General features: G+C 58.1%; 21 protein-coding genes and 1 pseudogene. 12 read left to right on the top strand and 10 right to left on the bottom strand.

Annotated features, from left to right (window positions below; genetic code table 11):
* Positions 1-3: 3 nt before the first annotated feature.
* Complete coding sequence (locus FQ192_RS20115; protein WP_149660121.1) at positions 4-957, bottom strand: putative 2-dehydropantoate 2-reductase; 954 nt, start codon at positions 955-957, stop codon at positions 4-6.
* Positions 954-1,340: a co-chaperone YbbN gene (locus tag FQ192_RS20110; protein ID WP_149660120.1), complete on the bottom strand. Its 387-nt coding sequence runs from the start codon at positions 1,338-1,340 to the stop codon at positions 954-956. The genes FQ192_RS20115 and FQ192_RS20110 overlap by 4 nt, the downstream gene beginning before the upstream one ends.
* Here FQ192_RS20110 and FQ192_RS20105 point away from each other — a divergent pair.
* Complete coding sequence (locus FQ192_RS20105; protein ID WP_149660119.1) at positions 1,339-1,782, top strand: PilZ domain-containing protein; 444 nt, start codon at positions 1,339-1,341, stop codon at positions 1,780-1,782. The genes FQ192_RS20110 and FQ192_RS20105 overlap by 2 nt on opposite strands.
* A 128-nt stretch (positions 1,783-1,910) precedes the next feature.
* Positions 1,911-2,987, top strand: a complete 1,077-nt coding sequence (locus tag FQ192_RS20100) for a 3-deoxy-7-phosphoheptulonate synthase (protein ID WP_149660118.1) — start codon at positions 1,911-1,913, stop codon at positions 2,985-2,987.
* 61 nt (positions 2,988-3,048) lie between these two features.
* Here FQ192_RS20100 and FQ192_RS20095 read toward each other — a convergent pair whose 3' ends face one another.
* A complete protein-coding gene (locus FQ192_RS20095; protein WP_020800382.1) occupies positions 3,049-3,336 on the bottom strand; it encodes a GNAT family N-acetyltransferase in 288 nt (95 codons plus the stop codon).
* Between the two features lie 643 nt (positions 3,337-3,979).
* On the opposite strand from FQ192_RS20095, the gene oprI reads away from it, so the two are divergent.
* The gene (oprI, locus tag FQ192_RS20090) at positions 3,980-4,231 is read left to right on the top strand and encodes an outer membrane lipoprotei OprI (RefSeq protein ID WP_002553018.1); all 252 of its coding nucleotides are present in this window, start codon (positions 3,980-3,982) and stop codon (positions 4,229-4,231) included.
* 122 nt (positions 4,232-4,353) lie between these two features.
* Here oprI and FQ192_RS20085 read toward each other — a convergent pair whose 3' ends face one another.
* The 3 genes and pseudogenes from FQ192_RS20085 to FQ192_RS20075 form a co-directional block, all read right to left on the bottom strand.
* Positions 4,354-5,325, bottom strand: coding sequence for a L,D-transpeptidase family protein (locus tag FQ192_RS20085; RefSeq protein ID WP_149660117.1), 972 nt, complete (start codon positions 5,323-5,325; stop codon positions 4,354-4,356).
* Between the two features lie 291 nt (positions 5,326-5,616).
* Complete coding sequence (locus FQ192_RS20080; RefSeq protein WP_003226812.1) at positions 5,617-5,910, bottom strand: hypothetical protein; 294 nt, start codon at positions 5,908-5,910, stop codon at positions 5,617-5,619.
* Positions 5,911-5,966: 56 nt separating this feature from the next.
* A pseudogene (locus FQ192_RS20075) lies at positions 5,967-6,113 on the bottom strand (arylesterase); the annotation flags it as partial.
* A gap of 160 nt (positions 6,114-6,273) precedes the next feature.
* Between FQ192_RS20075 and hxsA2 the strand changes: the two are divergent.
* Genes hxsA2 through hxsC form a run of 4 tightly spaced genes read left to right on the top strand, consistent with a single transcriptional unit; the run spans position 6,274 to position 9,469 of the window.
* The gene (gene hxsA2, locus FQ192_RS20070) at positions 6,274-6,558 is read left to right on the top strand and encodes a His-Xaa-Ser repeat protein HxsA2 (protein WP_149660116.1); all 285 of its coding nucleotides are present in this window, start codon (positions 6,274-6,276) and stop codon (positions 6,556-6,558) included.
* Between the two features lies 1 nt (position 6,559).
* Complete coding sequence (hxsD, locus tag FQ192_RS20065) at positions 6,560-6,862, top strand: His-Xaa-Ser system protein HxsD (protein ID WP_149660115.1); 303 nt, start codon at positions 6,560-6,562, stop codon at positions 6,860-6,862.
* Positions 6,855-8,312: a His-Xaa-Ser system radical SAM maturase HxsB gene (gene hxsB / locus FQ192_RS20060; protein WP_149660114.1), complete on the top strand. Its 1,458-nt coding sequence runs from the start codon at positions 6,855-6,857 to the stop codon at positions 8,310-8,312. The genes hxsD and hxsB overlap by 8 nt, the downstream gene beginning before the upstream one ends.
* On the top strand, positions 8,306-9,469 hold the full coding sequence (gene hxsC, locus FQ192_RS20055; RefSeq protein WP_149660113.1) for a His-Xaa-Ser system radical SAM maturase HxsC: 1,164 nt from the start codon (positions 8,306-8,308) through the stop codon (positions 9,467-9,469). Before hxsB ends, hxsC begins: the two co-directional genes overlap by 7 nt.
* 18 nt (positions 9,470-9,487) lie before the next feature.
* On the opposite strand, the gene FQ192_RS20050 is transcribed toward hxsC, so the two are convergent.
* Positions 9,488-10,093: an arylesterase gene (locus FQ192_RS20050; protein ID WP_149660112.1), complete on the bottom strand. Its 606-nt coding sequence runs from the start codon at positions 10,091-10,093 to the stop codon at positions 9,488-9,490.
* Positions 10,094-10,103: 10 nt separating this feature from the next.
* Between FQ192_RS20050 and FQ192_RS20045 the strand changes: the two genes are divergently transcribed.
* The 4 genes from FQ192_RS20045 (at position 10,104) to FQ192_RS20030 (ending at position 14,841) form a co-directional block, all read left to right on the top strand.
* A complete protein-coding gene (locus tag FQ192_RS20045) occupies positions 10,104-10,787 on the top strand; it encodes an ABC transporter ATP-binding protein (RefSeq protein ID WP_149660111.1) in 684 nt (227 codons plus the stop codon).
* Positions 10,787-13,291: an ABC transporter permease gene (locus tag FQ192_RS20040; RefSeq protein WP_149660110.1), complete on the top strand. Its 2,505-nt coding sequence runs from the start codon at positions 10,787-10,789 to the stop codon at positions 13,289-13,291. The genes FQ192_RS20045 and FQ192_RS20040 overlap by 1 nt, the downstream gene beginning before the upstream one ends.
* Positions 13,292-13,324: 33 nt before the next feature.
* Positions 13,325-13,822 carry a transcription elongation factor GreB gene (gene greB, locus FQ192_RS20035; RefSeq protein WP_149660109.1) on the top strand — a complete coding sequence of 166 codons (498 nt, stop codon included), beginning with the start codon at positions 13,325-13,327 and terminating at the stop codon, positions 13,820-13,822.
* A gap of 158 nt (positions 13,823-13,980) precedes the next feature.
* Entirely contained in the window at positions 13,981-14,841 is an 861-nt protein-coding gene (locus FQ192_RS20030) for a hypothetical protein (protein WP_149660108.1), read from the top strand.
* A 7-nt stretch (positions 14,842-14,848) separates the two neighbouring features.
* Here FQ192_RS20030 and FQ192_RS20025 read toward each other — a convergent pair whose 3' ends face one another.
* The 3 genes from FQ192_RS20025 to FQ192_RS20015 form a co-directional block, all read right to left on the bottom strand.
* Positions 14,849-15,157, bottom strand: coding sequence for a class I SAM-dependent methyltransferase (locus tag FQ192_RS20025; RefSeq protein WP_149660107.1), 309 nt, complete (start codon positions 15,155-15,157; stop codon positions 14,849-14,851).
* Positions 15,158-15,405: 248 nt separating this feature from the next.
* Positions 15,406-15,840: a DoxX family protein gene (locus tag FQ192_RS20020; RefSeq protein ID WP_149660106.1), complete on the bottom strand. Its 435-nt coding sequence runs from the start codon at positions 15,838-15,840 to the stop codon at positions 15,406-15,408.
* A 101-nt stretch (positions 15,841-15,941) separates the two neighbouring features.
* Positions 15,942-17,363 (bottom strand): transglycosylase SLT domain-containing protein, encoded by a 1,422-nt coding sequence (locus FQ192_RS20015; RefSeq protein ID WP_149660105.1) that lies wholly within the window; start codon positions 17,361-17,363, stop codon positions 15,942-15,944.
* Between the two features lie 234 nt (positions 17,364-17,597).
* On the opposite strand from FQ192_RS20015, the gene FQ192_RS20010 reads away from it, so the two are divergent.
* On the top strand, positions 17,598-18,404 hold the full coding sequence (locus FQ192_RS20010) for a TatD family hydrolase (protein ID WP_149660104.1): 807 nt from the start codon (positions 17,598-17,600) through the stop codon (positions 18,402-18,404).
* The last annotated feature ends 86 nt before the right edge of the window (positions 18,405-18,490 follow it).

Genomic DNA, 18,490 nt, shown 5'->3' with positions numbered 1-18,490 from the left:
GACTTAAACGTTACGTCGATCAATAAAACCGAGCGCCCGATACAGGGCCTCGATGCGCGGCAATTCACAGCCCGCCGCTTTCGCCGCCGCCAGGGGCCGGGCGTAAATCGCCTCCAGCTCCAGCGGGCGTTTGTGCAGCAAATCGTGGTGCATGCTCGGCCAATAGTCGGGCATTTTCTCGGTCATCATGAACAGGTAGTCGGCATAACCGGGCGGTATGGCGTGACCACAAGCCTGGGCGCCCTGCACCACCTCGGCCATCAACGCCTGGATCAGCGCGCGGCTATCGGCATCGGCCATCAATGGCGTGGTACTCGCCCCCAGCAACACCGACAGACCGTTGTAAGGAATATTCCAGACCAGTTTCTGCCAGCGCGCCTGATGCAGGTTGGGCATGGCTTGCGAGTCGATGCCGGCGGCACGGAATAGGCCGGCGCCCTCCTCGACCAGCGCCATGCGCGCTGCTTCATCGCTGGCCGGGCCGCTGTGGTAGCCCACATTGACCGCGCCTAGCGCTTGATGGGTGATCACGCCCGGGCTTTCGCGGTGGACGCAAATCAGGCACAGGCCACCGAGCAGGTGCAACGAATCGGGCAGCACCTCACGCAGGCTGTCTTCGACATCCAGGCCGTTTTGCAACAACAGGACTTTGGCGCCGGGGGCAGCAGCCTGGGTAATGATCGGGGCCAGGCCCGAGCTGGTGCTCTTGGCCGCCACCAGCAACCAGTCGCAGGGTGGCATGTCTTCGGCCGCTGAATAGGCCTGGACCGGATTGAGGCTCAGCGCGCCATGCACCGCACTGTTGACTTGCAAGCCGTGCTCGGCGACTGCGGAAAACTCACTGCGCAACAGAAAGTGCACATCGAAACCGGCCCGCGCCAGCATCAGCCCGTAGAAACCACCGATCGCCCCGGTCCCGACAATGCCGATTGTCGGCTTGGCAACTGCTCCCATCATGGCAACTCCTCCGCAATTCGATTCAGCGCCTGCCCCACCGCTGCATTGAGTTCGGTGCTGGTCAGGCGTGACTGTACCGCCCCAAAAAACTCACCGTCGCGCACCACAAACAGCGCCGGTAAATGAAAGACCTCATAACGCGCCACCAACCCGCCATTGTCCCCGGCGTCGATCCAGCACAGCTGATCCACCCTCAGATCGAGCCTGGGCAATTGCTCTCGGGCAAAACGACAACTGGCGCAGCCGACGCTGGTGAAAATCACCAGGGAAGTGCCGCTCATCGCCAGCAGCCGCTGGTCGGCGTCGAAATCGGTCAGTTCCGATTCGACCACTATACTGGGGGAAACAATGTCAAATGGGCGACACAGGGAGTCCGTGTTCATGGGACGTTTTCTTCCTCATCCTTACGATGTACCCGTGGAGCTGACGCTACTCAAACATGAGTGCATTTCACGGCAACGGCTGCACACTATCAGCCTCGGGGGCATGGCTTGCAATTACCACCGCGCCTGGCGTCACGGTACGGCGCTGGAAGTGCGCATGCCGACCTTGAACCCCGACTTGCGTTATCTGGGCTATGTGGCCTGGTGCCTGCGACGAAAGCGCGGCTATCTGGTGGGCATCGCGTTTGTGGACGAGCAGATGCTATTCAGTGCGCGGATGGGTGAGCAGGTGTGCCAGATTGAACACTATCGCCGGCTGCATGAGGCACATGATGACTTGCAGGATATTCAGGCCCTGGCCCTCGAATGGGTCCAGGAGCATGCCGACGAGTTCTCCCACGACACAGTCCGCAAGGCTTTTGCTCAGCCTGTGCTGGATTAAAGCGGTGTCTGCCCATTGTCGAATCACGGTGTAACGCGCTAAGGTTCCGCTCCCCGACGCGCTTAATTTGCTGTGCTCCGCCGCGCGGGTTCGCTGGCGGATGGCACCCGTGACCTGACGAGTAAACGATGGCTGATTTACCGATCAACGACCTAAACGTCGCTTCCAACGAAACCCTGATCACTCCCGATCAGCTCAAGCGTGATATCCCTTTGAGCGACGCTGCCCTGCGCACCGTGACCAAGGGCCGCGAAGTCATTCGCAACATTCTTGATGGCACCGACCACCGCCTGTTCGTGGTGATCGGGCCGTGCTCGATCCACGACATCAAGGCTGCCCACGAATACGCCGAGCGCCTGAAGACCCTGGCCGCCGAAGTGTCCGATACCCTGTATCTGGTGATGCGCGTGTATTTCGAGAAGCCGCGGACCACCGTTGGCTGGAAAGGTCTGATCAACGATCCGTACCTGGATGACTCGTTCAAGATCCAGGATGGTTTGCACATCGGTCGCAAGTTGCTGCTGGACCTGGCCGAGATGGGCCTGCCGACCGCTACCGAAGCCCTCGACCCGATCTCCCCGCAGTACTTGCAGGACCTGATCAGCTGGTCGGCTATCGGCGCGCGCACCACCGAATCCCAGACGCACCGTGAAATGGCTTCCGGCCTGTCCTCGGCCGTCGGCTTCAAGAACGGCACCGACGGCGGCCTGACTGTGGCGATCAACGCCTTGCAGTCGGTGTCCAGCCCGCACCGTTTCCTCGGCATCAACCAGGAAGGTGGCGTGTCGATCGTCACCACCAAGGGCAATGCCTACGGTCACGTGGTATTGCGTGGTGGCAACGGCAAGCCGAACTACGATTCGGTCAGCGTCGCGCTCTGCGAGCAAGCGCTGAACAAGGCCAAGATCAAGCCGAACATCATGGTCGATTGCAGCCACGCCAACTCCAACAAGGACCCGGCCCTGCAACCCCTGGTGATGGAGAACGTCGCCAACCAGATCCTCGAAGGCAACCAGTCGATCATCGGCCTGATGGTCGAGAGTCACTTGAACTGGGGCTGCCAGGCGATCCCGAAAGACCTCGCCGACCTGCAATACGGCGTGTCGATCACCGATGCCTGCATCGACTGGTCCGCCACCGAAAACACCTTGCGCAGCATGCATGCCAAGCTCAAGGACGTGCTGCCGAAACGCGATCGCAGCTGATCTACGTTTTTCGGGCACAAAAAACGCCGGGCTTAACCCGGCGTTTTTTTATGCGTTGCGTTTACTGGCTCAGCTTCGCGGCGTGCCGCTGATGACGCTCCATGTAGCGCTCCACGTAGGAGCACGACGGGATCACCGTGTAGCCCATTTCTTCGGCGTACTGCAGCGCCTGCTCGGTCAATGCTGCCGCAATGCCGCGTCCACGCAATGCGTTGGGCACGAACGTGCGATAGATATCCAGGGTCTGTTTCCCCAGATCCATATAGGTCAGGTAGGCACGATGACCGTCCACATTGGTCTCGAACTGATGACCAGCCTGGTCATGGTGGATGGACAACGCCTCGCTCATCACTACTCCTCGCGGGTCTTGGATTCTGACCCCTACCTTACCGATGTTTTTCCGGCGAAGGAACATCTACGCCACCCTGTGCCTGAATGGACACCGAGAAGAGCGACACCGATCTCGCGCAGCCTGGCACGTATCAAATAGTAGGCACCATTGGCGAAAATGCTCAAGGTGCGCTCGTCATCATGCTTAGGCGGCGACGGGTGTTGCTCATGGGTGACGCAGGGACGGCCCGACCGAAGATCTTCCCGGGTCGAAAGCCTGAACATTGCCGGATGTTGAGACTTAAGACGAGCGCCCTTGGTTAAAGTCACCTCTACATGCAGAAAGATATGAGAGCCGCTGCTCAAAATCCGAACAAAAGTGTAGACGAAACCATCTAGACAGACTTTAACAAATACCGGAAATACAGCCTTCGCAATAGGGAACTTTTCCCATGGGGCTCGCTCAGCTCGGGCCTCGCAGCTGGGTATTTTTTAAACAGCGCAGTTAAAAGTTGCTCGAAAAAGAATCAACGCCTACAATTTTTTTTGCTTCTTGCTTTACGTCAGTTTACTTACGACAAGTAATGGGTAGTATGTACGCCGGCTATTTCCTCACTCTGAGGAGACAGCCACTTAATAGAAAGTCCTTGAAGGGGAACACGATGAACAACGTTCTGAAATTCTCTGCTCTGGCTCTGGCCGCAGTTCTGGCTACCGGTTGCAGCAGCGTATCGAAAGAAACCGAAGCACGTCTGACCGCTACTGAAGACGCAGCTGCTCGCTCCCAGGCTCGTGCAGACGAAGCTTACCGTAAAGCTGATGAAGCTCTGGCTGCTGCTCAAAAAGCACAACAGACTGCTGACGAAGCTAACGAGCGTGCTCTGCGCATGCTGGACAAAGCTAGCCGCAAGTAATAGTCCTTCGGGATTGTTATCAAGCCGATCCATTTATGGGTCGGCTTTTTTTATGTCCGGCGTTTAGTCCCGGCCATAAAAAACCCGCCGACGGCCAACGTCGGCGGGTTCTTTTGGAGTGCTTACTGCTGCAGATCGACCGGCACGCTCGACACCATCGGTGCGGAGGTGTTCGGTACGGCGATCTCTACTGGCAGGCCATCTTCGGCCGCCACCACGTCACGCACCACATCCCAGTTCATGCGCAGGTTGTTGGTGATGTCTTCACGCTTGAGCATCGCGTTGATCACCGCGGTGTGCTTGTCGACCACCGACGGGTTGCCGTTGTCGTCGAGCGGCGTGTGCGCTTCGAGGTAGACCTTGCCGCCACTCATGCCGAATTTGTACGGGTCGTTGATGATGCGCACCGACGTACCGACCGGCACCATGCCCGCCATTTCCAGCACGTTGTTGTTGAACATGCGGAAGCAGCCATGGCTGGTGCGCATGCCGATACCGAATTTTTTGTTCGAACCGTGGATCAGGTAGCCCGGGGTGCCCATGCTGAACTTGAACGGCCCCAGCGGGTTGTCCGGGCCGGCCGGCACCACATTCGGCAACGGATCACCGTCAGCAGCATGCTCGGCCTTGATCGACGCTGGAGGGGTCCAGGTCGGGTTCGGCGTTTTCGCCGTGATGGTGGTGTGGGCGATTGGCGATCCCCAACCCTCACGACCAATCCCCAGCGGGAAGGTGTACACCACGTTCCGGCCTTTGGGGTAGTAGTAGAGGCGGTATTCAGCCAGGTTGATGACGATCCCTTCGCGCGGACCCGGTGGCAGGATGAAGCGGGTCGGCAACACGATTTCAGTCCCGGCGCCCGGCAGCCAGGCGTCGACGCCCGGGTTGGCCGCAACCATTTCCGTATAGCCCAGATCGTAGGTTGTACCAAGGTCGGCGAAGGTGTCTTCGTACTTGGCCTTGATCACTTGCACCTGACCGATGATGTCTTCACCAGGTGGCGGTAGAGGCAGCTCTAGTGCTGAAACCGGACCGGCTGCACAGAGGGCAGCAAGGGTCAGGCAGCGGGTGACGGCAGGAAAGCGCGGCAACATCCGGAAAATCCTTCGCAGGGTCGACAAGGGTATAAGAACGCGATTGTACACCGACACCCGCAAATTCGGGGAGGTCGAGAACGTGGCAGGCGATACATGACGTTTTTTTCATGTACAGGGGGGGGGTGGTTGGAAAGCTTTTGTGGCGAGGGGGCTCGCCCCCGTTCGGCTGCGAAGCAGTCGTAAATTCATCACACGCGGTGTGTCAGTTGAAGCCCGGCCGCAGGATTTGGCACTGCTTCGCAGCGCAACGGGGGCAAGCCCCCTCGCCACAAGGGCTGTCGCACTGGCCTAAAGCTCGAAACGCAACTCAGGCCAGATCGGCGAGGTGCCGCGTTTTTGCGATTCCAGGATCGCCCGGCACAACGAGCACAAGCGCTGGTCCTGGAACACCCGGCGATCCACACTCGACCAACGCGGCTGCGCCGGCAGCAGGCTGCCGCACAAGGTCCGGTCCGCAGAGCCGCCGAGCTCCAGCTGACGGGTCACCAGATGCACCCGCACTTCCTGGCAGGCGAACAGATCCAGCTGCTCGTCAGGCTCGATCAGTTGGTAGGCAAAAAGGGACCAGGCGGGACGCGGCATCGGGGGCTCCAAATCGGGGGCGCCACCTTAGCCGAAACACCGCCACTAGAAAAGCGTCAAAGCAGCGGTTTCAGCGTCGGCCAGACATTTTCCAGCAACTTGTCCTGAGCCGCCGCTGCCGGGTGCAGGCCGTCGGCTTGCATCAGGTCTGGATGACCGCCGATCCCGTCGAGGAAAAACGGTACCAGCGGGATTTTTTTCTCGGTGACGACGTTACCGAATGCCCCGAATTTAGGCTGCCCAAGGTACGTCTGTCGGATTTAAGGGATGGAAAGAGCTCCGTCACTAATTCCACATTGACATCATGGCTATCCGCCAGTGAGACTCGGCGAATACCCACACCGACGATAAGGAAATCAAACAATGAAAAAGCGCTCCTTTCTGGTACCAATGGCAACTCTGGCCGCTGCTGTAGCTACCGAACAGGCTTCGGCCATAATTACCCACGAGGTTGTCGAGCCCAGCACCGACACCACCATCACATTCAAATCGGCTCCTCAAAGCGAAAACCTTTCGGTTCGCGGCGGCAATGATCTCTTTGCGTTTGTCCTGAAACGTGGAGATCAAGGCCAATTCATGGCTTACCACACCTCTCATAGCTCCCACGCCTCACACAGCTCACATAGCTCCCACCACTCGGGATCCTGAAATGGAACACGCGGCGACGCTCGTCTTTGATGAGCGGCTTTATGACGGACAGGTTCTGCAAAAAGCCGCTTATCGCTCGATGAACTCACTGACAGCCGATATCACATGCGCCGATGGAAAATTAATCTGCGCCTTGTCTTCGAATATCGGCATCGATGAATCTTCGTTTCTTTCAGCTATTCAAGAATTCAAGAAGGATGTACTCGACTACCAGCTGCGGCACCGGCTGAACGCTGAGACTCTACCGATCAGGAATCTGATCCTTGGACTGGCCTTCTCAAAAACCGGACTGACCAGTGAGTAAATTCCAAAAGCTGGAATTTTATGTAGAGCAACGTCCCTACGAGTTGCTTCCGTTCAAATTTGATCGACTGAATGACGACGAGTACGTCATCACCAACATGGCAGGCGAGTATCACGTCATACCGATACAGATACTCGAACCACTGATCAGCAAGACGCTTCCGATCTCATCCGAACTGATCCCTACACTCCGGTCGAAACAGTTCATCCGATTCACCGATGAGCAGGCGCCACTTCAGCTTCTGGCACTCAAGATTCGTACACGCTTGTCCAGACTGGCGCAGTTCACCAATCTGCATATCTTTGTCGTAACCCTTCGCTGCGACCATAGCTGCCCGTACTGCCAGGTATCCAGGCAATCGGAAAGCAAAGGCGAATTCGACATGACGATGGAGATGGCTGAAAAATCGTTGGACTTCGTTTTCAGATCACCCAATCCCGCCATCAAAATAGAATTTCAGGGGGGCGAGCCGCTGCTGAACTTCGAGATGGTGAAGTACATCGTTCTGGAGGCAAAAAAGCGCAACATCATGGAGCGTCGTGACCTGCAGTTCGTCATTGCAACCACACTGTCGCTACTGACCGATGACGTGCTCGATTTCTGCAAGCAGCACCATATCGTGCTTTCGTCTTCTCTAGACGGGCCAATGGATCTCCATAACGCAAACCGCCCAAGACCCGGGCGAGACAGCCATCAGCGCTTCGAAGAAGGGCTGAAAAAGGCACGTGCAGCGCTTGGTTACGATCAGGTGTCAGCTCTGATGACAACAACGGACAAGAGCCTGCCGCGGGCAAGGGACATCATCGATGAGTACTTGCGCCTAGGCTTTGATGGAATCTTTCTGCGCACTCTTTCCCCATACTGTTTTGCAATCAAGACCAAGAAATTCATGTCGTATGACACTGAGCGCTGGCTGGAATTTTACAAGGAAGGTCTCGAGTACATCATCGAGCTGAACAAGTCGGGAGTACGTTTTGTCGAGCAATATTCCTCGCTCGTCCTGACAAAAATGCTGACATCAAGTGACCCTGGATTTGTTGACTTAATGAACCCTGCTGGCGCTGGCATCGCTGCCATCGTGTTCAATTACGACGGCGCCGTCTATGCCTCAGACGAAAGCCGGATGCTTGCCGAGATGGGCGATCACACGTTCAGGCTAGGCAACATTCTTGAACATTCTTATGAGGAAATTATTCTGTCCGACCAGCTTCTGGATGCTCTGGAAAACTCCTTCACGTTAAGCGCACCAATGTGCTCCGACTGCGCGTTTGAACCCTATTGTGGCGCCGAACCCGTCTACCACCACGCCATGCACAAGGACCTCGTGGCGAGAAAACCCGAATCCTCGTTCTGCAAACGCAACATGGCGATTTTCAAGCATCTCATTGAGCTGATGGGTAAAGACGAAAATACGAAACGGATTTTTATGGGGTGGGCCAATCGATGCTGAAGCTCAGCGGGAAGGTAATCCGTATCCACGCGGTTAACATTTACAAGGACCTCACCCTGATCAAGGTTTCCACTAATCGGAACCTGCCTGAAATCCTGCGACAGGAATTGGCTTATCTGGTTTCCGATCACCAGATCCCCATAGGTTTCGCCCACTATTTACTGACTGAGCAACATCAGAAGCTGGCTGAGGAACTGCCTGCCGGCTGTGACTATTCCATCCTTGCGAATGACTTCAGCTACATCGGTGACAATGACGTAATCCGGCTATCCGCTGATCGTCAGAGCATACGAGTGTTGTTTCGTGCTTCATCACCGAACAACAGCATCCTGCTAACCGAGCAATGCAACAATTACTGCCTGATGTGCTCTCAACCGCCTAAAACAGCAGATGACTCATGGATACTCGATGAGATCGAGAGCTTGATTCCGTTAATCCCAAAAGAGACCAGAGAGCTAGGTTTTACTGGGGGCGAGCCAACGACCAACAAAGATCGTTTCCTCAAGATCATCAGCCTCACCAAAAGCTATCTGCCAAGAACTGCGATCCACATCCTTTCGAACGGTAGAAGCTTCAAAGATCCAACGTTCGCAGAAAAATATGCGGCGATCGAATTGCCCGATGCGATGATTGGAATTCCCGTCTACTCAGACGATCCGACGCTGCATGATTACATCGTCCAGGCTCAAGGTGCGTTCGATGAAACCATTCAGGGCATTCTTAACCTGAAGCGTTTGGGCCAGAGGGTTGAGATCCGAGTGGTCATACACAAGCTCTCGGTGCAGCGACTTCCTGAGTTGTGCGAGTTCATCGCCCGCAATCTTCTTTTTGTCGATCAAGTAGCGCTGATGGGCCTTGAAATGATGGGCTTTACCAGAGCCAATCTCGACGAGCTATGGATCGACCCCATCGAGTACAAAGACACGCTCAGCAAGTCGGTTGGCATTCTCGCCAAGTACGGCATGAACGTCTCTGTCTACAACCATCAGCTGTGCCTGGTGAACCCGGATATTCTTCCCTACTACCGAAAATCGATCAGTGACTGGAAGAACGAGTTCGCCCCCGAATGCCAAAACTGCAAGAAGCAGCGTGAGTGCGGGGGCTTTTTCGCATCAGGCATCAAGTTTGGGTATAGCAAACAGCTTTCCCCCTTCTGACCCCTTCGATAAAACATTTCAAAGCAGCGGTTTCAGCGTCGGCCAGACATTTTCCAGCAACTTGTCCTGAGCCGCCGCTGCCGGGTGCAGGCCGTCGGCTTGCATCAGGTCTGGATGACCGCCGATCCCGTCGAGGAAAAACGGTACCAGCGGGACTTTTTTCTCCTCGGCCAGCGTGCCATAGACCTTCGCAAATGCCTCGGTGTAGCGGGCGCCGTAGTTGGGCGGCAGTTGCATGCCCAGCAACAAGACCTTCGCACCACTGGCCCGGGAGCTGTCGATCATCGCCGCAAGGTTTTGTTGCAATTGCGTTGGCAGCATTCCGCGCAAGCCGTCGTTGCCTCCCAATTCGAGGATCACCAGCTCCGGTTTATGCTCTGCAAGCAGCGCTGGCAGGCGTGCCTGGCCTCCAGCACTGGTGTCGCCGCTGATGGAGGCATTGATCACTTTATCGTCGAAACCTTCGCGCTTGAGCCGTTGCTCAAGCAGCGACACCCACCCCAAGCGGGTATCCAGTCCGAAACCGGCGCTGATACTATCGCCAACGATCAGGACTGTACCCGCCGCTGCGTTCTGGGCCATGCACATCAAGGCCAGGCCAGCACTCAAAAACCAAACACGCATCGGATTCTCCATGGGCGCAAGCATTCTCACCGCGACGAACCTCAGCAAAGTGGTTCCCAGCGCGGAAGGTGAACTGACTATCCTGCACGAACTCAGCCTGGAACTGAACAAGGGCGACAGTCTGGCCATCGTCGGCGCCTCCGGTTCGGGCAAATCCACCCTCCTCGGTTTGCTGGCCGGCCTCGACCTGCCGAGCAGTGGCGAAGTCACCCTCGCCGGGCAGGCCCTGAGCAATCTCGACGAAGACCAACGGGCGCGCATCCGCGCCGAGCACGTGGGCTTTGTCTTCCAGTCGTTCCAATTGCTCGACAGCCTCAACGCCCTGGAAAACGTCATGCTGCCGCTGGAACTCGACGGCCGCAAAGACGCCCGGGAGCGCGCCACCGAGTTGCTGCAACGGGTGGGCCTGGGCCAGCGCCTGACCCATTCGCCACGCCAGCTCTCCGGTGGCGAGCAGCAGCGCGTGGCGATTGCCCGGGCGTTCGCCGCCGAGCCCGACGTGCTGTTCGCCGATGAACCCACGGGTAACCTCGACAGCCACACCGGCGAGCGCATCAGCGATTTGCTGTTCGAATTGAACCAGGAACGCGGCACGACCCTGGTGCTGGTGACTCACGACGAACGCCTGGCACATCGTTGCCGGCGCCAGATCCGCCTTGAAGCCGGCCTGCTGGTCGCCCCTCTGGAGCCTTGATGGCACGCTTGCCGCTATTGCGCCTGTTCAGCCTCGCCATCCGCCAATTGCTGCGCGACGCCCGCGCCGGTGAGCTGCGGGTGTTGTTCTTCGCCTTGCTGGTGGCCGTGGCGGCGAGTACCGCCATCGGCTATTTCGGCGCCCGCCTCAACGGCGCCATGATGCTGCGCGCCACCGAGTTTCTCGGCGCCGACCTGTTGCTCGAAGGCAGTTCGCCGGCGCGGCCCGAACAGATCAGGAGTGGCACCGAGCTGGGCCTGGAACATGCCCAGGTGGTGGAATTTTCCAGTGTTATCGCCACGGATAACGGCATTCAACTGTCGAGCATCAAAGCTGCCGACGATGTTTATCCCTTGCGCGGCGAACTGAAAAGCGCCCCGGCGCCCTTCGCTGCGGAAGAATCCGGCGGCGGACCGAAATCCGGCGAAGCCTGGGTCGAAGCGCGCCTGCTGACGGCGCTGGACCTGAAGATCGGCGACAGCATCGACGTCGGCATGAAAACCCTGAAGCTGTCGCGGGTGCTGACCTATGAGCCGGATCGTGCCGGTAATTTCTACAGCCTGACCCCGCGTGTATTGATCAACCTCAGCGACCTCACGGCAACCGGTGTGGTGCAACCCGGCAGCCGGGTCAGCTACCGCGAACTCTGGCGCGGCAAGGCTGAAGCGCTGGAAACCTATCGTCAGTTGATCAAACCGGGGCTGGCCGCCAACCAGCGCATCCAGGATGCCCGGGACGGCAACCGACAGATTGGTGGTGCGCTGGGCAAGGCCGAGCGCTACTTGAACATGGCCAGTCTGGTCGCCGTTTTACTCTCGGGTGTGGCGGTGGCGCTGTCGGCGACGCGCTTCGCCACGCGCCGCTTCGATGCCAGCGCCCTGCTGCGATGTCTGGGTCTGTCGCGCCGGGAAACCATGGTGCTGTTCAGTTTGCAGCTGACAGTACTCGGCCTGCTTGCCAGCCTCAGTGGCGCCCTCCTCGGTTGGCTGGCGCAGCTCGGGCTGTTTGCGTTGCTGCATGATTTGTTGCCCACCGACGTTCCGCCGGGGGGCTTGCTGCCGGCTGTTGCTGGCATCGGTACTGGACTGGTCGCACTGGCCGGTTTTGCCCTGCCCCCGCTGGCAGCCCTCGGTCGGGTGCCGCCCTTGCGCGTATTGCGTCGGGACATGCTGCCGATCCCGTCCAGCACCTGGATGGTCTATGGCGCGGCGCTGGGCGCACTCGGGTTAATCATGTGGCGCCTGAGCCTGGACCTAGTCCTGACGTTTGCCTTATTGGGCGGTGGCGTGATTGCGGCCGTGGTGCTGGGCGGCTTGCTACTGTTACTGCTCAAAAGCCTGCGCCGGATGTTGGCCCGAGCCTCGTTGCCGTGGCGCCTGGGCCTGGGTCAATTGCTACGTCACCCATTGGCGGCGGCTGGCCAATCCCTGGCCTTCGGTTTGATTCTGCTGTCGATGGCATTGATCGCATTGCTGCGTGGCGAATTGCTCGATACCTGGCAAAACCAGCTGCCGAAAAACGCGCCGAATTATTTCGCCCTGAACATTCTGCCGGCGGACAAGCAAGCGTTCACCGATCGCCTGATCGAACTGTCGGCGCAATCGGCACCGTTGTACCCGGTGGTGCCCGGTCGGCTGATCAGCATCAATGGCGAACCGGTGCAGGACATCGTCAGCAAGGATTCGGCCGGCGACCGGGCGATCCAGCGTGACCTGAGCCTGACCTGGGCGGCGGATTTGCCGGCGGGTAACAAGCTCACCTCGGGTAACTGGTGGACCGAACAAACCCCGGATGAGATCCCCGGGGTATCGGTCGAAGGAAAGGTCGCCGAGAGCCTGAAGCTCAAGCTGGGCGATCATTTGGTGTTCACCGTCGGCGGGGTCAATCGCGAAGCGAAAGTCACCAGCCTGCGGGAGATCAACTGGGACAACTTTCAGCCGAACTTCTTCATGATCTTCCAGCCCGGGACCTTGAAGGACCTGCCGGCGACCTACCTCACCAGCTTCTATCTGGCGGCGGGTCACGATCAGCAGATTGTCGACCTGTCCCGGGCGTTCCCGGCAGTGACCATCCTGCAAGTCGAAGCCTTGCTGGAACAACTGCGCAGCATCCTCGCCCAGGTCACCTTGGCGGTGGAGTACGTGTTGCTGTTCGTGTTGGCGGCGGGGATGGCGGTGCTGTTCTCCGGCCTGCAAGCAACGCTGGATGAACGCATTCGCCAAGGGGCGTTGTTGCGCGCATTGGGGGCTGAGCGGCAATTGCTGGTCAAGGCCCGGCGCATCGAGTTCGGCTTGCTCGGCGCGGTCAGCGGCTTGCTGGCGGCGCTGGGTTCGGAGTTGGTCAGCCTGGTGCTGTACCGCTACGCCTTCGACCTGCCTTGGCATCCGCATCCGTGGTTGCTGGTGCTGCCGCTGATTGGTGCGGTGCTGATCGGTGGTGCCGGTGTGTTCGGCACCCGTCGCGCCTTGAACGCCAGCCCCCTGACAGTCTTGCGCGAGGGTTGATAGACTCGTGACTCATTTCCACAAGAAGTCGCCATGAGCCGTTATCGCCCTCCCCGCACCGCTGGCACCGCGCTGATCACCCCCGAAGGTGAAGCGCGGATGCGCGCCGAGTTCCACGAGTTGTGGCACGTGCGCCGACCACAGGTCACGCAATCGGTCAGTGAGGCGGCGGCCCAGGGTGATCGCTCGGAAAACGCCGAGTACACCTACGGCAAGAAAATGCTGCGTGAAATCGACAGTCGTGTGCGTTTTCTCACCAAACGCCTGGAAGCCCTGAAAGTCGTCAGCGAAAAACCCAGCGATCCGAACAAGGTGTACTTCGGCGCCTGGGTCACGATTGAAGATGAGGAAGGCAAGGAGTCGCGTTATCGCATCGTCGGCCCGGATGAGCTGGACCTGAAACTGGGTCTGATCAGCATTGATTCGCCACTGGCGCGGGCATTGATCGGCAAGGCACTGGATGCCGAAGTTCGGGTGCAGACACCGACGGGCGAACAATGCGTTTATATTATGGACATTAGTTACCCCTAAATCCCAACTATAAAAAGCACCCAACTTATTCACTCCGCAATATTTCGCGAAAGTTATAACTCGCAGGCGCTTTGACAATAGGCAAAGCCTGAGCGAGATTAATAGCGCGCCCTATGAGCGCACTTACTTTAATCGCACTTATTCAAGGATGAATAAACATGACTCAGAACATCCAAGGCCTGGACAGATGGATGGATAACACCCCCGGCCTTTACAAACTACGCATTGATGAACTTATTCTGCCGGGGACTCACGATTCCGGCGCCGACAAAAAGGCATCGATCCTGAACTACCCTCAGGAAATTACTCAGGACGTTCCGGCTTCCGAGCAAATCAAGGCGGGCTTCAGGGTCCTGGATCTGCGCGTGAGATTCCTGCCCGGCAAGGCGGCTAACGATCCCAAGCGCTTCCAGCTATATCACTGGCATGACCTGAACCGCTTTATCAGCACTGATATTCTCGATATGTTGAACGACTTCTACGACGATTCTTCGAGCAGAGCGAAAGAACTGATCATCCTGAACTTTCACCAATTCGACAACTTCACCGATGCGGCCCATGACGAACTCCATTTGCTGATTAACGAAAAAATTGGCAAACGCCTCATTCCACCGAGTTACAGGTATTCGACCATTGCCGACATCTGGAAAAAAATTCCCGGCCAGACCGTAGTCATTTCTTATAACAAATACACTAGCTACCCTGATTACTGGGATGGCGTGCAACAACAATGGATGGGCGAGAACTACGTCTCTACCGACAAACTTAAAAAGTTCATGGATGAAGTTTCCCTCGAGCCGAAAAGAGCGTATGGACTGCGCTCGATCCAGTGCGCCAAATACACCGGCTTGTTTGTCCCGGATGATTTCAGCGACAAGATCGATGAGTGGTTCCATTCCAAGGACAGCAACAGCTACATCCAGCGCTTCCACATCATCAATACCGACTGGTCAACCCGCAGTCGCATCGTGCAGAACTGTGTCCACGCCAACCAGTACCGGGCGAGCGCCAAGGGCTGATACGACCTCAGCGTCGAGTAATCAGCCCTTGCCGGGCGACACGGGTCAGCTGCTTGATCACTTCAGGCGCGTCTTCGAGGTTCGGCGACTGAATCACCGCCAGATCAAAGCTGTCGTTGGCAAATCGCGCCAGGGACTCGCCATCTTCGACAAACTGGATCAGGAACGCGGCGGGACCGCCGGTGCGACGTGGCCAGCCATCGAGATAACGCAGGAGCGTCGGCTGATGTTTGCCGCCAAGCAGGATTTTTGGATTGCGCTGGGTGAGGTGTGCCGTAATCGGCGCGGGGCGTACAACGGGGCTTAGTGCATTCATTGGGTCGTGTCTCTGCCTCAAAAGTCTGCATGGCAGGTGAGAGGCAACACCGAACCAGCGCTTTAGCGGTATTTCGAAGCCTGTTCCAGGCTTCTATCGGCAACTGAATGAGTCACCTGGCGCCCCGCAAGTAGCTGTTTAAATCGGCGCATGGGCAGCATCCTAGAGAACCTAACCGGACAGTGTCAAGAATGACGCGCAACAAAAAAGGCCCGCACAATGCGGGCCTTTTCGTTGAGCCAGAGCGGTCAGCCGGCGATGGCGCGGTCCGCCGAAAGCTTGCCGGCGCCTTCAATCAGTACCGCGATGCTGCCACCGAGCAAGGCAAGGGCGAACTCATAACCGTTGTTGGCCATGAACAAACCGTTAGGCAGGTGCACGGTGAAGATCGCCACCAGGGAAAGGAACGCCAGCCCCAGTGCCGCCGGACGCACCAACAAGCCAATGATCAACGCCAGGCCAGCGAAGAACTCGGTACCACCGGCCAGGATCGCCATCAGGTGACCCGGCGCCAGGCCGATGCTTTCCATGTACTGCGCGGTGCCGGCGATGCCGTAACCACCGAACAGCCCGAAGAGTTTCTGCGAGCCGTGGGCCGCGAAGATGATGCCGACAAAGATCCGCAGAACAGTCAGGCCGTAGCCAGCGCGGGTAAACAGAACCTTGTTGATCAGAGTGCTCATGCTGTGTCATCCATTGAGTGTGTGTTGGTTGGCCGCTATATTAATCAGTAAATCAAATGTTAAAAGCGCAAATATTCCGCCATAACAATCAGTTTATTCGATCACTTCCGTGAGGCCACTTTTTGCCCCTGGGGCTCCAACGACTCCCGCTCCCGATCGAACGCCAAGTAATACTTGTTTACGCTATTAACATAGCTGACGGCGCCCATCCCCACCTGCTCCATGGCAATGCGCTCGACCTGGAAGAACCACTGGTTCGGGTTCAGCCCCCGACGCCGAGCCTCGGCGCGCATGCCCTGGACCCGTTCCGGCCCCATGTTGTAGGCCGCCAGCACAAAGGCCATGCGCTCGCGCTCATTGAGTTTGGGGCTGGAGAAGAATTTGCGACGGATCATCGCCAGGTACTTGGCCCCGGCCTGCACATTGGCATCGAGGTCCTGGATATTGTTGACCCCGACCCGCTGGGCAGCAGACGGGGTGATTTGCATCAAACCCGTGGGGCCACTGCCACCGCGGGCCCCGGGTTGCAACGCCGACTCCTTGAACGCCAGCGCCGCCAAGTTCAACCAGTCCATGCCTTGGGCATCCGCGTGCTTCTGCAGCACCGGACGCAGTTTTTCCAGACGCTGTCGATCAGCCTTGGCCAATGGATAGTGCACTTGGTACAAACGTCGGTAGATCCGCAGAAACGCCACGTCTTCATCCGACGGCTTTTTGTAGGTGGTCAGGAACCGATCAATGCTCGCCCGCAGCATTGAAGCATCGCGGCGCACGAACCAGTATTCCTCGCCGGGCTCGCTGATCAGCACTTGTCGATCGAAACGCAGCTTGGGCAGGATCTTGCCCCAACGCTCGGCAATCGGTTGCTCGACGATGGTCAGGTGGAAAATGCCACCCTGGACCATCTCCAGCACATCTTCGACCGCCAGGCTGGGGTCGACCCACTCGACCTTCACCGGTGCCAATTTGTGCAGCGCGAGTTTTTGATTGATCTGGCTGACCGCATCCCCGGCGGCGCTCCCCGTCGGCAGCGCCAGGGTTTTGCCGGAGAGTTGTTCGAGTTTGGTGTAGCGGCGTTCGCCCTTGATGCCGACCAGCATCAGCGGCACGTTGCTGGCAATCGGTTCACTGGTGCTGACGGCGTGCCCCGATTGCGGATCGAGCAACTCCCCTGGCGCCACCAGATCACCCTCGCCGCGCTGCAAGGCGCCGAGCAGTTGATCCTTGGCTTTGGGGATGATCTTGAGGGTGATTTCCTGGCCGTCGCGCGCATGGCCGTTGAGGTATTGCTCGAAGGCGCGCAGGCGATGGTATTCGACGCCAATGGCCTGGCCCTGGACTTCGCCGGAGCTGTTGCGGCTCTGGTTGACCAGCACCTTCAGCACACGGCTGCTGCGGATGTCCGCCAGGTCGCGCACTTTGGTCGACGGCACGGCTTGCAGCGGTCCGGCCAGACGCGCGACCGCCGGCATCGGCAGCAGCAACGAACAACACAGCAGTAGCAGAACCGAGGGACGTGTCATCCACTCTCCGGAAAGAATACTGGTCGACGTCATGAAAAATCATGGCATCGAACGACAGAAACAGAGCGCCGTGAGCGCTGGCAAAGTGCGAAAGACTGGCACAGTGATGGCAGTTTCACCAACCCGACCTGTCTAGCGGCATCAACAGACAGCTTTAACTCGTTGTAGTTCTTGGCTTTTCTTATAAATCTACAGCTCTGATATGCTTTCCGGCCTTTGGTCCGAGGTAGCACCATGCAACTCATCGATATCGGCGTCAACCTGACCAACCCCAGTTTCGACGATAAACACCAGGCTGTACTCGATCGCGCCTATGCCGCCGGGGTCTGCCAATTGGTGCTCACCGGCACCAGTGTCGAGGGCAGCGAACAGGCCCTGGAACTGTGCCGGCGACTGGATGAAAGTGCGCAACGGCTGTTCGCCACGGCCGGCATTCACCCCCACAGCGCCAGCGACTGGAACGCCGACAGCGAGCGCAGCCTGCGCAGTTTGCTCAAGGAGCCGAACATGGTGGCCGTGGGCGAATGCGGGCTGGATTTCAATCGCGACTTCTCGCCGCGCCCGCAGCAGGAAAAAGTCCTCGAACAACACCTGGCCATGGCGGTCGAGCTGCAATTGCCGGTGTTCCTGCATGAGCGCGATGCCAGTCAGCGCTTGCTGGAAATCCTGCGTGACTACCGCGATCAGTTGCCCGCCGCCGTGGTGCATTGCTTCACCGGGGAAAAGAAAGCGCTGTTCAGTTACCTCGATCTGGATTTGCACATCGGCATCACCGGGTGGATCTGCGACGAGCGTCGGGGCACGCATTTGCATCCGCTGGTCAAAGAAATCAAACGCGGCCGCTTGATGCTGGAAAGCGATGCGCCTTATCTGCTGCCGCGCAGCCTGCGGCCGAAACCGAAGAATGGGCGCAACGAGCCGGCGTACCTGACCGAAGTGCTGCGCGAAGTGGCGTTGCATCGGGGCGAGAGCGAGGACGACCTGGCGGCGCATACCACGGCCTGTGCGCGAGCATTCTTTGGGCTGCCTTCAATCGATTGAAACCGTGTTGACGCTATCGCGGGCAAGCCTTGCTCCTACGGATTAATGTTGTCCGCCCGCGATGCGTCCTTGCGCCAGCGCCCCAC

Origin of the sequence: Pseudomonas sp. ANT_J12 (assembly GCF_008370045.1) — a bacterium.
Classification (GTDB): domain Bacteria; phylum Pseudomonadota; class Gammaproteobacteria; order Pseudomonadales; family Pseudomonadaceae; genus Aquipseudomonas.
This window is presented reverse-complemented; position numbering and strand designations above follow the sequence as displayed.